9 protein-coding genes are annotated in these 14,214 nt (G+C 72.5%); 7 read left to right on the top strand and 2 right to left on the bottom strand.

Annotated features, from left to right (window positions below; genetic code table 11):
• Positions 1-15: 15 nt before the first annotated feature.
• The 7 genes from FED44_RS29805 (at position 16) to FED44_RS29775 (ending at position 11,485) form a co-directional block, all read left to right on the top strand.
• Positions 16-3,105 (top strand): conjugal transfer protein, encoded by a 3,090-nt coding sequence (locus FED44_RS29805; RefSeq protein ID WP_138462772.1) that lies wholly within the window; start codon positions 16-18, stop codon positions 3,103-3,105.
• Between the two features lie 85 nt (positions 3,106-3,190).
• A complete protein-coding gene (locus FED44_RS29800; RefSeq protein ID WP_117410229.1) occupies positions 3,191-5,668 on the top strand; it encodes an ATP-binding protein in 2,478 nt (825 codons plus the stop codon).
• Positions 5,665-8,187: a type IV secretion system protein gene (locus FED44_RS29795; RefSeq protein WP_244302376.1), complete on the top strand. Its 2,523-nt coding sequence runs from the start codon at positions 5,665-5,667 to the stop codon at positions 8,185-8,187. Before FED44_RS29800 ends, FED44_RS29795 begins: the two co-directional genes overlap by 4 nt.
• A 19-nt stretch (positions 8,188-8,206) precedes the next feature.
• Complete coding sequence (locus tag FED44_RS29790) at positions 8,207-8,857, top strand: hypothetical protein (protein ID WP_138462771.1); 651 nt, start codon at positions 8,207-8,209, stop codon at positions 8,855-8,857.
• Positions 8,854-10,008, top strand: coding sequence for a C40 family peptidase (locus FED44_RS29785; protein ID WP_244302375.1), 1,155 nt, complete (start codon positions 8,854-8,856; stop codon positions 10,006-10,008). The genes FED44_RS29790 and FED44_RS29785 overlap by 4 nt, the downstream gene beginning before the upstream one ends.
• A complete protein-coding gene (locus FED44_RS29780) occupies positions 10,005-10,394 on the top strand; it encodes a (deoxy)nucleoside triphosphate pyrophosphohydrolase (RefSeq protein WP_111701324.1) in 390 nt (129 codons plus the stop codon). Before FED44_RS29785 ends, FED44_RS29780 begins: the two co-directional genes overlap by 4 nt.
• Positions 10,395-10,486: 92 nt before the next feature.
• A complete protein-coding gene (locus FED44_RS29775) occupies positions 10,487-11,485 on the top strand; it encodes a hypothetical protein (protein ID WP_138462770.1) in 999 nt (332 codons plus the stop codon).
• An 81-nt stretch (positions 11,486-11,566) separates the two neighbouring features.
• Here the strand turns inward: FED44_RS29775 and FED44_RS29770 are convergent, their stop codons facing one another.
• Together FED44_RS29770 and FED44_RS29765 are read right to left on the bottom strand one after the other, a co-directional pair.
• Positions 11,567-12,319, bottom strand: coding sequence for a succinate dehydrogenase/fumarate reductase iron-sulfur subunit (locus FED44_RS29770; protein ID WP_111701326.1), 753 nt, complete (start codon positions 12,317-12,319; stop codon positions 11,567-11,569).
• Positions 12,319-14,211 (bottom strand): fumarate reductase/succinate dehydrogenase flavoprotein subunit, encoded by a 1,893-nt coding sequence (locus FED44_RS29765; RefSeq protein WP_111701327.1) that lies wholly within the window; start codon positions 14,209-14,211, stop codon positions 12,319-12,321. The genes FED44_RS29770 and FED44_RS29765 overlap by 1 nt, the downstream gene beginning before the upstream one ends.
• Positions 14,212-14,214 lie beyond the last annotated feature (3 nt).

Raw genomic sequence — 14,214 nt, 5'->3', positions numbered from 1 at the left:
GAGAGGAGGTTCGGGGTGGATCTGCCCACATATACCAATATCTGGCGTATTGAGAAGCGGCTGTACAAGCTGTACGACCTACGGCTGCCGATGCCGCTTCCGGTCGTCTGGATCGGTGTGTTCGTGGGTGTCTCCGTACCCTGGTGGCTCTTCCTCCTTCTGGTGAGACTGCCGCTGGAGGCGCCGTGGCACGTCGTCTACCTGGTTCCTCCCGGCGTGCTCACATGGCTGTCCACCCGTCCGGTCATCGAGAACAAGCGTCTCACCGAGCTTCTGCAGTCGCAGGTTCGCTACATGGCCGAGCCCAAGACCTGGTGCCGGATGGCTCCGTTCGACGAGCCGGACGAGATCGCCCTCACCGGTCGCGTCTGGCGGACCACTCCGCCGGTCGTCACCGGCAACGGCAGAGCCGCCCTCCGGGGGGCCGGAGCCAGGGCGCGCCGCCCGATCTCGGTGAAGGCCGCCGCCGCCCCGGAGACCGCGCACGCCTCAGGCGCCTCCGCACGGGCCGCCGCGGTGCACGCGGGCGGGCCGCCGCTCGACCCGTCCCGCGTCGTGCGGCCCGCGGTGGCCGCCGCTGCCGCCGCGGCCGTGCCGGTCACCACCGGCAGCCCCGCCCCGCTCCCCTGGAGCGGCGCCGTGGCCGCGGCCACGGGCGACGTCACGGGTGAACGGGTCTTCTCCCTGCCGCAGCCGTCCGCGCCGCCGGCGGATCCCGCCCGTTCGGACGATCCCGAGCGGGACCGTCACCCGGACGGACCTCCCGCCGGACGGGAGGACAGCGCGGTCCACGACAGCAGCGTCCACGACCGGGCGGTCCACGACACAGAGTCGCAGGGCCAGGACCAGGGCAAGGGTCAGAGCCAGGGCTGGGGCTGGGACCGGCGGGCGCCCGGCGCGGGCCCCGCCGCCTCGGAGTCCCACTCGGAACCTCACTCGGAGTCCCACTCGGGGACCCATCCGGTGCCGCCCCTCGGCACCGAGACGCTGCGCCGCCTGCGCAGGCTCGCCGCCTCGGCCGAGCCCCGCTCTGTACGGCCCGCCGACCCGGCGTTCTTCACCCCGGACCGGCACGACTCAGACCGGCAGGACTCGGACCGGCACGACCCGGACGGCGAGCGGGCCGGTGACCCGCCGGCTGCGTCGGCCGTTCGAGAAATCTCCGCAGGAACCGCCGCAGAGACCACCACAGGATCGGCCGCAGAGACCGCCTCGGAGGACGCTCTGAGGGCGGCTTCCGAGCGCGACGAGGCCGCACGGCAGCATGGAACAGCGCTAGGCGAGAATGCGGAGGCCCGGCCCCCGGCCGCTCCTGCCGCCTCCGAGTCAGCCGACGATGAGTCGGCGGACGCCGGGCCGGTCGCCCCGCAACCCGTCGCCTCCGGTCCCGCCGAGGCCGACTCCGACGCTTCCCAGGCTGCCTCCGAGGCCGGGATGGTGCGGGCACAGCGCTCCCAGCAGGTGTCCGGGCGAGTGGAGGACCACGAGCGGGACCACGACGAGCAGGCGCGGAGCGAGCGGGACCCGGGCACGGGGAGGAGCGAGGCACCCGCGCGGCGGGACGACGCCGACGTTCTCGCGCAGCACCGCAGGGGGCGGCCGCCTCGGCTGGTGCGGCCCCGTGAGCAGAGCGGAGCGTCCGGAGAGGCCTTCCCCGCGACGGCACAGGCCCAGACCCCGCCCGACCGGCCCGCGGACATCGCGGCGGACGTCGCGGACGTCCCGGAGAGCGCCGAGCCGGCCGACGGGACGACCACCGGGCCGGTCCGGACGGGCGCGACGGCCGCTGCCGGGCCTGCCAACGCCGACACCGGCACCAACGCCGGCACCGACGCGGACGCGGACCCGGCCGGTGAGGTCTCCGCGCCGGTCGCGCAGCCGATCAGGATCCGGCCGCCCTACTCGCAGCCCCCCGCCGCGCACCGTTCCGAGCCGCAGCCGCCCGGCGGCCAGCCCGGTGACGCGCGGCCCGGTGACGTCCAGCCTGGTGCCGGTCATCGGGAGGGGCCGTACGGCCTCGGTCCGGGGTCGCCAGGACCGACGGGCAAGGGGAGCGTGACGCCTCCGGCGGGTCCGGCCGGGGTGCCGATCCGGACGGTCCCGGCCGGGCCCCGCCACGCGGCCCCGTCCGGTGCGCGGCCCGCGCTGCCCGCCGCCGGCTCTCCGACCGGCCGTCAAGGGCACGAGGAGCCGCCGCGGCTGCGCCGGGTCGAGGCGGTGGTGGGCCGCGACCCGTCCGGCGGCTGGCGGCGCCTGGCGCAGGTGGTCGTGGGCGGCAGCCGTACGGACGGCATGGAGGTCGACGAGGCGCGCGCCCGCGTCCCGCTGACCACGAGCAGGCGGATCATGGTGCTCGGCTGCACGGGCGGCGCCGGGCAGACGACCACGGCCTTAATGCTGGGCCACACGCTGGCCCGATACCGAGACGACCGGGTGCTCGCGCTCGACGCGAACACCGGCGAGGGCACGCTGACCACGAGGATCGCCGCCGAGTCGCCGGAGACGCTGAGCTCGCTGCTGGAGGGCTCCGAGGAGGTGACCGGCTACCTGGGCATGCGGTCCTACACCACGCGCTGCGAGTCGGGGCTGGAGGTCGTCGGAGCGGACACCGACGACCGGGTCACGCAGCGCCTGGCGGAACGCGCGTTCCTGGCCGACTGGCGCCGGACGCTCGCCGCGCTCGACCGGCACTACCGGCTGACCGTCATCGACCCCGCGGCCGCGCTGGCCGCCCGCCTCCTGCCGTACGCCGACCAGCTCGTGCTGGTCGCCCCCGCGAGCGAGGACGCCTCCGAGGCGGTCGCGATGACGTACGAGTGGCTCGACGGCCACGGCTGCTCCGACCTGCGGCGGCGGGCGGTCATGGTGATCAACGGAGTGAGCCGCCGCAGCCTCCCCGACGTGGAGCAGGCGGAGGCGGTCGCGAGCGGCAGGTGCCGCGCGATCGTCCGCATCCCCTGGGAGGACGAGCTGGCGCCCGGACGGCCGGGACCGGTCGACATCACCCATCTCCGGACAGGCGGCCGCAGGGCGTACGTCGCGCTCGCGGGAGTGATCGTGAACGGCCTGGCGGCTGCCCAGGCCAAGCAGGAGGTGGCGAGATGAACGCCGGACGCGGGCCGCGGCGAGGGCGGTCGCGCGGGTCCGACGGGTCCCGGGACGTGCGATCAGGAGAGCTGGTGAAAGGTCGATGAGCAGGGCGCGCAGTCGCCTGGCGGTGCGGTACTTCGATGATCGGGTTCTGCTCACCGACTCGGCGGCCTGGGCCTACTTCCGCCTGCCGACGGTGAGCTACGAGTTCCTCACCCCCGAGGAGCGCGAGGCGCTGGCCACGAACGTCACGATCGCGCTGGCCGCGATCAGGATGCCCGACGCCGAGGTGCACCTGCGGGTCGCGCACCGGGCGTACCCGGCGGCGGAGTGGGCGATGGCCCTCAACGCGACCTCCGACGAGGGCCCGGGCTGGCGGGAGTACCTGGAGGAGATGTACCGCCACGTCTGGGCCAAGGACTTCTGGAGCAAGGAGGTCTACCTCGGCGTCAGGCTCGGCCCGCGCGGCGCCCAGCTCGGCACCGGCGTGCTGGCCCAGCTGTTCGGCTTCTACCAGCGCAGCGAGAAGAAGCTGGGCATCGAGGACGACCACGTGCCGGACCGGGAGATCGCCCGGTGGACAGAGGCCGCCGAGCGGCTCGGCCGGGCGCTGGCCTCCAGCGCGCTCTACGCCCGCCACGCCACCTCGACCGAGATCGCCTGGTTGTTCCAGCACGCCGCGGCGGCCGGTCTCGGCGAGCCGTGGCCCTCGGCCTCCCCCCGCCGCAGGTGGGGCAAGGGCGAGATCGAGGCGCTGGTCGAGGGCCAGATCCACAACGGCAGGTCGCTGCTGCGCATCCAGCAGCCCGCCGGCGAGGCCTACGTCGCGCACCTGTCGTTCGCCCGGTTCCCCGATCTCATGCCGTTCCCCGACGGCGAGCCGTGGCTGCACTTCGCCGACCAGCTTCCCTTCCCCGTCGAGATCTCCAGCCGGATGCGGCTGATTCCCCCCGTACGGGCCAGCAAGGACGTGGCGCGCAAGCTGGCCCACGCCCGTGACATGGACATCCACATCCGCGAGGCGGGGGCCGAGGCCCCGCTCGCGCTGGCCGAGCAGATCGACGCCGCCCGCATGCTGGAGCACGGCATCACCAAGGAGCGGCTGCCCTTCGTGTACGGCTGGCACCGGCTGAGCGTCAGCGCGCCGACCGAGGAGATGTGCGTTCAGCGGGTCGAGGCCATCGTCGAGCACTTCCGCGACATCGGCATCGACGTCGTCAACTCCACCGGCGACCAGTTCTCGCTGTTCTGCGAGGCGTTGCCGGGGGAGCGGCTGCGGGTCAACGCGTACGCCCAGCGGCAGCCGCTGCGGACGATCGCGGGCGGCATGGCCACCGCGACCGTCGAGATCGGCGACCGGGTGGACGAGTCGAACGCCGGGTGGATCGGGCCCTACGTCGGGGAGACCCTGGGCCGGGCGCGCAGCATCGTCCACTTCGACCCGCTCGTCGCGGCGGCGCGCAACCGCCCGACGGCCATCGCGATCACGGGTGAGCCGGGCGGCGGGAAGACCACGCTGGCGCTGCTGCTGATCTACCAGATGGCGCTGCGCGGCGTCACGATCGCGGTGATCGACCCCAAGGGCGACGCCGAGTCGCTCGTACGGCTGCTGCGGGCGCGGGGCCGGAAGGCGAGGGTCATCCCGCTGGGGTCGGCCGCGCCGGGCCTGCTCGACCCGTTCGCGTTCGGCGACGACATCGCGGCGAAGAAGACGATGGCGAGCGAGACCCTGCGGCTGCTGCTGCCGAGGATGTCGGAGGAGCGCGAGTCCGCCATGATCCAGGCGGTCGCGGCCGTGTCGAACGAGCCCGACCCCTCGCTGGGGAAGGTGGTCGACCACCTGGAGCAGTCGTCCGACCCCGCGTCGAAGAACCTCGGGGCCGTGCTGCGCTCCATGTCGGAGATGCACCTGGCCCGGCTGTGCTTCGACGCCTACGGTGGCGAGCAGATCGACACCGAGGGCTGGACGACGGTGTTCACGCTCGGCGGCCTCACGCTGCCCGACGTGGCGACGGTCAGGGACGACTACTCCTACGAGCAGCGGCTGTCGGTGGCGCTGCTCTACCTGGTGTCGCAGTTCGCCCGCCGCCTGATGAACGGGCTCGACCGGCGCACGCCGAAGGCCATCTTCCTCGACGAGGCGTGGGCGATCACGTCCACCCCCGAGGGCGCCAAGCTCGTGCCCGAGGTCTCCAGGATGGGCCGTTCGCGCAACACGGCGCTCGTCCTGGTCTCGCAGAACGCCGGTGACCTGCTCAGCGAACAGGTCACGAACTGCCTGTCGTCGGTGTTCGCGTTCCGGTCCACCGAGCGGGTGGAGGTCGAGCACGTGATGGAGCTTCTCGGCGTGGATCCCTCGGAGGACCACAAGGGGGTGCTGCGCTCCCTGGGCAACGGGGAGTGCGTCTTCCGGGATCTGGACGGCCGGGCCGGCCGTATCGGGGTGGACCTTATCTCGGAGGAGCTGCTGCGCTGGCTTGACACCAATCCGACACACGACAAACCCGGCGAGAACATGCATGATCTCTTTGACGGGGGCTCCGGTCGGTCGGGGGTCGCGCAGGAGGTGCGATCGTGAGCGTGCGCAGGAACGGTCCCAGAGGCCGCACCGGAGAGGGCGGCAGACGCGGCAGGAGGCTCCGGCGGAGCCTCGCCCTGCTGTTCGTCGCCTTCGCGGCGTTCGTGACGCTGCCGCTGGTCTTCCCGTCCGGTACGGCGAGCGCCGACGGGATCTGCGAGCTGTCGCCCAAACTCGCCCCCGAGATCGTGGGCGGCGGCGTCGACGGCCTGGTGCAGCCCCCGGCGCCGGACGACGCGACGGCCGCCGGCACCGCCGGTAAGCCGCCCGCCGGCTCGGCGAGTGGCTCGGCGGACGGCTCGGCGCCGAAGGAGCCGCTCACCAACTACGAGCGGTACGGCATGGCCGGGCAGTTCTGGCACACCTACGACCTCGGGTGCTCCGACGTCACCGCCGTCCTCGGCAACGCGTGGGCCAACACGGTCTTCTCCTGGGCCAAGGCCGTCGACCGGCTGACGATCAGCACGTACCAGGCGGCGGCCACCGAGGGCCCGCTGCAGCCCATCAAGGAAGTCGCCGACGACATCGTCAAGAACCTCGCCGACGCGATGTACTGGCCGTACCTGCGGCCGGTCGTCATCCTCGGCGCGATCTGGCTGGCCTGGTACGGCCTCATCCGCAAACGCGCGACGACGACCACCGAGGGCGTCGTCTGGATGGTCCTCGCGGTCACGGTCGCGATCTGGTTCTTCAGCCGCCCGGGAGACTTCACCGGCCTCGGCAAGACGGTGACCGACAAGACCGGCGAGATCGTCAACTCGGCGTTCTCCGGCCTGCCGGGAGCGGGCGGCGCGTCCTGCCTGCCCATGAAGGCGACCGAGCCGGGCGAGGTGCCGAGCGAGCCCACGGCGGGCGGCTACGGTCGGCAGGGCACCCCCGGCGTGGCCCAGAACGCCGACGCGCTGTGGTCGATCCTCGTCTGCAAGCCGTGGCTGATGGGTGAGTTCGCCACGGCCGACCCCAACGCCGGTCTCGTGAAGGGCCTCGGCCAGAAGACCCTCGACCTCCAGGCGATCGACGCCCAGGAACTGGCCGCCAAGCAGACTCCGGCCTCCGACTCGCATCAGCAGCGGTTCGAGGAGGAGGTCGCCAAGCCGCTGCAGAGCACTCCGGTGTTCTTCCTCTTCCAGGGCAAGGACTGGACCAGCCGCCTCGGCATCGCCATCGGGGCGTTCATCGCGGCGATGGTCGCCGGTCTGCTCATCTTCCTCGTCGCGGTGTCGCTGCTCGTGCTGAAGGTCGGCTTCCTGCTGCTGCTGATGCTCGCGCCGGTCTTCCTGCTGATCGGCGTGCATCCCGGCTCGGGACGGATCATCGCGATGCGCTGGCTGGAGATGCTGGTCGGCACGCTGCTCCGCCAGGCCGTGCTCGCACTGGTGCTGGGCATCCTCGTGTACGGCTACGCGTTGATCATCTCGACCAACCTGCCGTGGGGCATGCAGATCCTCTTCATGGCGCTGCTGACGATCGCGGTCTTCTTCTACCGGCGGCCGTTCCAGCATCTGTTCGCCTCGATGGACGGGCACACGCTGGCCACGCGGATGCTCGGCGAGGCCGCGACCGCGCCGACCCTCTCTCGGGCGGCCGCCGTGCTGCCGCCGGTCGCGGCGGCCCGGGCGGGCCGGTGGGGTCTGCGCAAGGCCGAGCCGATCATCGGCGCCGCCGCGATGGCGAGCGGCGCGGGCGCCGCCGCCGCTGCGGCCTCCTCCGTGGCCCAGGGCCGGGTGCGCGGCGAGGAAGGCGCGGGCAACGTTCCCGCCCAGGCCGGTGCGCGCGCGGGGGCGCAGCCCGCGCCGCTCGACGCCGACGGGCAGGCGGGCCGGCGCAAGGCCGGGGTCGCCGCCGCCCGTCCCGGCACCGCCCCGCCGCTGAACCTGTCCGGCGTACGGCCGGCCGGTGCGCGGGGCCCGGCGAACGGCCAGGCGCCCGGACGTGCCCCGGGAGGCGGGGCAGCGCCGTCCGGGCCGTCGGCGCCGTCCGCTCCGTCCGTGCCCCGGCGGGTGACGGGAGCGGCGGTCACCGGTGTCTCCGCCGCCTCCGCCGCTCCTGCCGCTCCCGCGAGCGGATCCGGCGGGTCCGGTGGCGGGTCGAACGGTGGGTCCGGCGGGTCCGGTGGGTCCGGTGGTGGCTGGTTCAGCGGCCGGTCCGGCGGCTGGGCCTCCCGGCCGTCGACCACGCGTGGCTCCGGCGGCGGGCCGGGCAGCCTGTTCGGCGGCGGCTCAGGTCGCTCGTCCCGAGGCTCCTCAGGCGGCTCAGGCGGCTCAAGCGGCTCCGGCGGTTCGAGTGGCGGCTCCGGCGGCCTGTTCGGCGGTTCGTCCCGCCGGGGCGACGCGGGCCGCTCCCGTCCGGCGCCGCCGCCGCGTGACTCCTCGCGTGACTCGGGGTCGTCCGCCGGGCGTTCGCGTCCGGCCGAGCCGCCCCCGCTCTGGCTGCCGAGCCGGGGGGAGAGCACGCGGCGCGAGGGCGACGCGCCGGCCCCGTTCTGGGCCAAGCCGGCCGACCGCGACTCCGGCGAGTGACGGGACCACCGACGAGGCCATGAGAAGCCGGAACAGCGACCGGGGCAAGGGGCTCGCCTTCGGGGCGGCCGTGGTGGTGCTCGCCGCCGTCGGCGTCTACCTCAGCATGAGCCCGCCGACGGACGGCGACGAGCAGGCGAGACAGCAGTCGGTGGGGCGGTCGGTGGCCGCCACCGGGCGGGCGACCACGGGGGCTCGGGAGCCCGGCCCGGTCGCCACCACGCCCGGCGCCTTCGACGTGTACGCGTACCTGCCGCTGTCGAGGGAGGAGATCGGCGCGGCGGCCGACCTGGCCCGCCGCTTCGCCGAGGCGTACGGCACCTTCTCCCACGACGAGGAGCCGGCGGCCCGCGCCGAGCGGCTCACGGCGTTCGCGACCACCGAGTTCGCGGACCAGCTCACCAGGACCGTCACCGATCCCGCCGTGGCGGACCAGAACGAGACCGACCAGGTGATCTCGAAGGGGTCGGCGAAGGTGGCGTCGATCCGCGACATGACGGGCAGTCAGGTGGTGTTCGTCGTCGACTCCACCCGGCACGTGACGGACCGGAGCGGCCAGAAGGACGTGCCCGAGCGGTTCGCCGTGACCGTCGTCAAGTCGGGCACCGACTGGCGGGTGTACGACCTGCAACTGGCCGACTCCGGCCAGGACGGGGACACCTCGCCGTGACCGTCCCGCCGCGCGGCACCTCGGTACGCACCTCGGGGAGCGTCGTCCGCAGGCTCGCCTCGGGAGGGCGGTCCTGGCGGTTGATCGCCGTGGCCCTCGTCGTGATCGTGCCGGTCACGCTGTTCGCCTCGATCATCCTCATGACCCCCAGCCCGTCGATGCTGCTCGGCGGCGGCTCGTCCGGGAACTGCGCCGAGGCCGCCACGGGACCCGGTGCCGGGGCGGACCTGTCCGCGACGGCGCGAAGCGACATCCCCGAGGACTACCTGGAGCTCTACAAGAAGTTCGGCAAGCAGATCGGCGTGCAGTGGAACGTGCTCGCCGCCATCGGCAAGCGGGAGACGAACCACGGCCGGTCCTCGCTGCCGGGCGTGCGCAGCGGAACCAACTACGCGGGCGCGGCGGGGCCGATGCAGTTCCTCATCAGCACCTGGGGCGGCCAGGCCAAGATGAAGATCGAGCCGGGCATCAACGGCTACGCCTCCGACGGCGACGGGGACGGCTTCGGCGACGTCTACGACCCGGCGGACGCCATCCTCGGCGCGGCCAAGATGCTCAAGCGCAACGGCGCCCCCGACGACCTCAGAAGGGCGATCTTCGTCTACAACCGCGCCACCTGGTACGTCGACCAGGTCCTGGAGATCGCCAAGCGCTACGCCGCGACGGGGGACATCGGCCTGCCCGCCGAGGCCGACCCGGCCTGTGACTCCGGGTTCGTAGAGAACGCCCCCGACGACGTCGTCCGCCAGATCCTCGAATACGCTCTGGCGCAGCGGGGCAAGCCGTACCGGTGGGGCGGCACCGGCCCGGACGCCTTCGACTGTTCGGGGATCATCTACATGGCCTACCGGAACGCCGGTCTGAGCATCCCGCGGACGACCTTCGGCCAGTGGCCCTTCGGCGTACCGATCGAGCAGGGCGAGGAGCAGCCCGGCGACCTCGTCTTCTTCAACGCCGGCCCCGGCACGTCGAAGGACAACCCCGGGCACGTCGGGATGGTCGTCTCGCCCGGCACGATGATCGAGGCGAGGTGCACCCTCTGCGGGCCGATCAAGGTGACGACCTACCGCGACCGGCCGAACATCGTGGGCTTCACCCGGCCGCTCCGCAACGAGACCGTGCTGGCGCAGCTCAAGCGGGCCCAGACGTGACCGGCAGGCTGGTCGTGGGCGCCGCGATCGTGGAGGACGGCCGGCTCCTGGCCGCCCAGCGGTCCGCGCCGCCGGAACTGCGCGGCGGCTGGGAGTTCCCCGGCGGGAAGGTCGACCCGGGGGAGGACGAGCGCGCCGCGCTGGTGCGCGAGTGCGTCGAGGAACTCGGCGTCGACATCGTGGTGTCACACCGCGTCGGCGGGGACTGGCCGCTGCCGAACGGCGGCGTGATGCGCGTCTGGCTCGCCGGGCTCGCCGCGGGCGTCCCCCGGCCGATCGAGCACCTCGCGCTGCGCTGGCTGGAGCCGCACGAACTGTACGACGTCGCCTGGTTACCCGCGGATCTGCCGGTCGTCGCCGAGATAGAGACGCTGTTGCCCGGATAGGACGCAGAATCGTGCCCTGAGACCGGCTTTGCCGTGCCGTGGACCGAACTACAATCGGTGTTGACCTCGCACGCGCTGACAGGAGGCGATCGGTGATCGGACGCGCATACATCAGGGCCGCGTCCTCGGCTGCCGCGTCGCTGGCACTCGCCACGCTGGCGGTCGTGGTCGTGAGCCCCATGCTCGGCGCGACCGCCGACCCGGTGAACCCGTGCGACACCACCCAGGGCGACAACTGCGACGTCGTCACGGTCACCGTCACGCAGACGCCGTCGGCCTCGCCCAGTCCGACCGCCGAGCCGGTGGTGACGAAGACCGTCACCGTCACGCCGACGCCCAAGCGCACCACCCGCAAGCCCACGGCGACCCACTCCACCACCCCGCCCGCGTCGACCAGCGGCCAGCAGGGGCAACAGGGCCAGCAGGGGCAGCAGCCTCCGTCCACCACCGAGCACTTCCCCTCGACGACCGAGGTGCCCGCCGGGACGGGCGGCACGTCCGCCACCCCCACCCCGGAGAGCGAGGGGCAGGTGAGCCTGCCGCCGGCCTCGACGCCGGATACCGGCCAGACTCCCACCCCGGCCGCCTCGTTCGAGGAGCCCGCGCCCGACACCGTGCCGTACGAGATCCGCAACGCCTCGCCCGAGTACGACAAGGCGTCGCTGGCCCACCGGCTCGCGATCCCCGCCGGTGTGCTCCTCGGCATCGCGCTGATCGCCTGGCTGATCTTCGAGGGCCGGCTCCGGCGGATGGCCCACGCCGCCGCCGTACGGCGGGGCGGCCCGGGCGCCGCCATGTCCACCACGGGGGCCGCAGCACCGGAGACGTCGGCCTATCCGGCGGGCTCCGGCTACGCCCCGATGGTCGGTTTCGTGCCGGTCCAGCCGTACCCCCAGCAGCCGTACCCACAGCAGCCGTACCCCCAGCAGTACGCGGTGCCCTACCCGCAGCAGCCCTACGGCTACCCCGTGCCGTACGGGTACGCCCAGCCGTACGGGTACCCGGCCGGGGACCCCGCGCAGACACAGGGGCAGGCACCGGCACAGGGGCAGGCGCCGACGGCCGGAGAGCCCCAGCAGCGAGAGCAGTAGACAAACAGTAGACACTCGGAGCAGCACACGAGAGGCGCCGCCCGGACGAGCCCGGGCGGCGCCTCTCGTGTCACGCGCGGGTCAGTGCTGGCGCTTGAAGATCTTCGAGCCCAGCCAGACCAGCGGGTCGTACTTCCGGTCGACCACGCGCTCCTTCATCGGGATCAGCGCGTTGTCAGTGATCTTGATGTGCTCGGGGCAGACCTCGGTGCAGCACTTGGTGATGTTGCAGTAGGAGAGGCCGTGGTCCTCCTGCGCCGACTCCTTGCGGTCCAGCACGTCGTACGGATGCATGTCGAGTTCGGCGATCCGCATGAGGTAGCGCGGGCCGGAGAAGTTCGGCTTGTTCTCCTCGTGGTCCCGGATCACGTGACAGACGTTCTGGCACATGTAGCACTCGATGCACTTGCGGAACTCCTGCGACCGCTCGACGTCGATCTGCTGCATGCGGTACTCGCCCGGCTTCACGTCCGCCGGCGGCGTGAACGACGGGACCTCGCGGGCCTTCTGGTAGTTGAACGACACGTCCGTCACCAGGTCCTTGATGACCGGGAACGTCCGCAGCGGCGTGACCGTGATGGTCTCGTCCTCCTCGAAGGTGGACATCCGGGTCATGCAGCCCAGGCGCGGCTTGCCGTTGATCTCCATGGAGCACGAGCCGCACTTGCCGGCCTTGCAGTTCCAGCGGACCGCGAGGTCGGGCGTCTGGGTGGCCTGGAGCCGGTGGATGACGTCGAGGACGACCTCGCCCTCGTTCACCTCGACGGTGAAGTCCTCAAGCCTGCCCTCGCCGCCCTCACCGCGCCAGACGCGGAACTTCGCCTTGTATCCCATCACGACTCCTTGACGGCGGCGTCGTACTCCGCCAGCTCTTCTTCGGTGAGGTACTTCTCCAGCTCGCCACGCTCGAACAGGCTGATCAGGTCGGAGCGCATCGACGGCTGGACCCTCTCCTCGACGCTCACGCCCGACTCGTCCGGCGTCACCGCCACGCGCAGCAGCTTCCTGCGCCACTCCGGCGACATGCCGGGGTAGTCGTCCCGGGTGTGCCCGCCACGGCTCTCCTCACGCAGCAGCGCGGCCTTCGCCACGGCCTCGCTCACCAGCAGCATGTTGCGCAGGTCGATCGCGAGGTGCCAGCCGGGGTTGTAGATCCGGCTGCCCGAGGAGGCGGTGTGCCTGGCCCGCTCCTTGAGCTTCTCGACGACCTGGAGGGCCTCGCTGATCTCCTCCGCCTTGCGGATGATGCCGACCAGGTCGTTCATCGTGCGCTGGAGCTCGTGGTGGACCTCGTACGGGTTCTCCCCGCCGGTGCGCTCCAGCGGCGCCAGCGCCTCCGCCCTGGCCTCCTCGACCAGCCCGGCGGCCGCCGCCGGCCGCCTCGCCAGGCCGTCGACGTACGCCGCGGCGCCCGCACCGGCCCGGCGGCCGAACACCAGCAGGTCCGAGAGGGAGTTGCCGCCGAGGCGGTTGGAGCCGTGCATGCCGCCGGAGACCTCGCCGGCCGCGAACAGGCCGGGCACCGAGGCCGCGCCGGTGTCGGCGTCCACCTCCACGCCGCCCATGACGTAGTGGCAGGTCGGGCCGACCTGCATGGGCTCCTTGGTGATGTCGACGTCCGCCAGCTCCTTGAACTGGTGGTGCATCGACGGCAGCCGCCGGATGATCTCGGCGGCGGGCAGCCGGGTGGACACGTCCAGGAACACGCCGCCCTGCGGTGAGCCGCGCCCCGCCTTGACCTCCGAGTTGATCGCCCGGGCCACCTCGTCACGGGGCAGCAGCTCGGGCGGGCGGCGGTTGCCCGCCTGGTCGTCGTACCAGCGGTCCGCCTCCTCCTCGGTCGTGGCGTACTTGTCCTTGAACACGTCCGGGATGTAGTCGAACATGAACCGGCGGCCCTCGGAGTTGCGCAGGACGCCCCCGTCGCCGCGAACCGACTCCGTCACCAGGATGCCGCGCACCGACGGAGGCCAGACCATGCCCGTCGGGTGGAACTGGATGAACTCCATGTTGATGAGGTTCGCGCCGGCGAGCATGGCCAGCGCGTGCCCGTCGCCCGTGTACTCCCAGGAGTTCGACGTGACGACGAACGACTTGCCGATGCCGCCGGTGGCCAGCACTACGGCGGGAGCGTCGAAGACGATGAAGTCGCCGGTCTCCCGCCAGTAGCCGAAGGCCCCCGCGATGGCGTCGCCATCTTTGAGCAGCCGGGTGATCGTGCACTCGGCGAAGACCTTGATGTACGCCTCGGGGTCGCCGTGCAGCTTCTCGTCCTCCTGCTGCAGGGCGACGACGCGCTGCTGCAGGGTGCGGATCATCTCCAGGCCCGTACGGTCGCCGACGTGGGCGAGGCGCGGGTACTCGTGACCGCCGAAGTTGCGCTGGCTGATCTTGCCGTCCTTGGTGCGGTCGAACAGCGCGCCCCAGGCCTCCAGCTCCCAGACCCGGTCCGGAGCCTCCTTGGCGTGCAGTTCGGCCATGCGCCAGTTGTTGAGGAACTTGCCTCCGCGCATGGTGTCGCGGAAGTGCACCATCCAGTTGTCGTTCGGGTTGACGTTGCCCATCGCGGCGGCGGCGCCGCCCTCGGCCATGACCGTGTGGGCCTTGCCGAAGAGCGACTTGCAGACGATGGCCGTCCGCTTGCCCTGCTGCCGCGCCTCGATCGCCGCGCGGAGTCCCGCTCCGCCGGCTCCGATGACGACGACGTCGTATTCGTGACGCTCCACCTT

This window comes from Microbispora triticiradicis, from assembly GCF_005864065.1.
Classification (GTDB): Bacteria; Actinomycetota; Actinomycetes; order Streptosporangiales; family Streptosporangiaceae; genus Microbispora; species Microbispora triticiradicis.
This window is presented reverse-complemented; position numbering and strand designations above follow the sequence as displayed.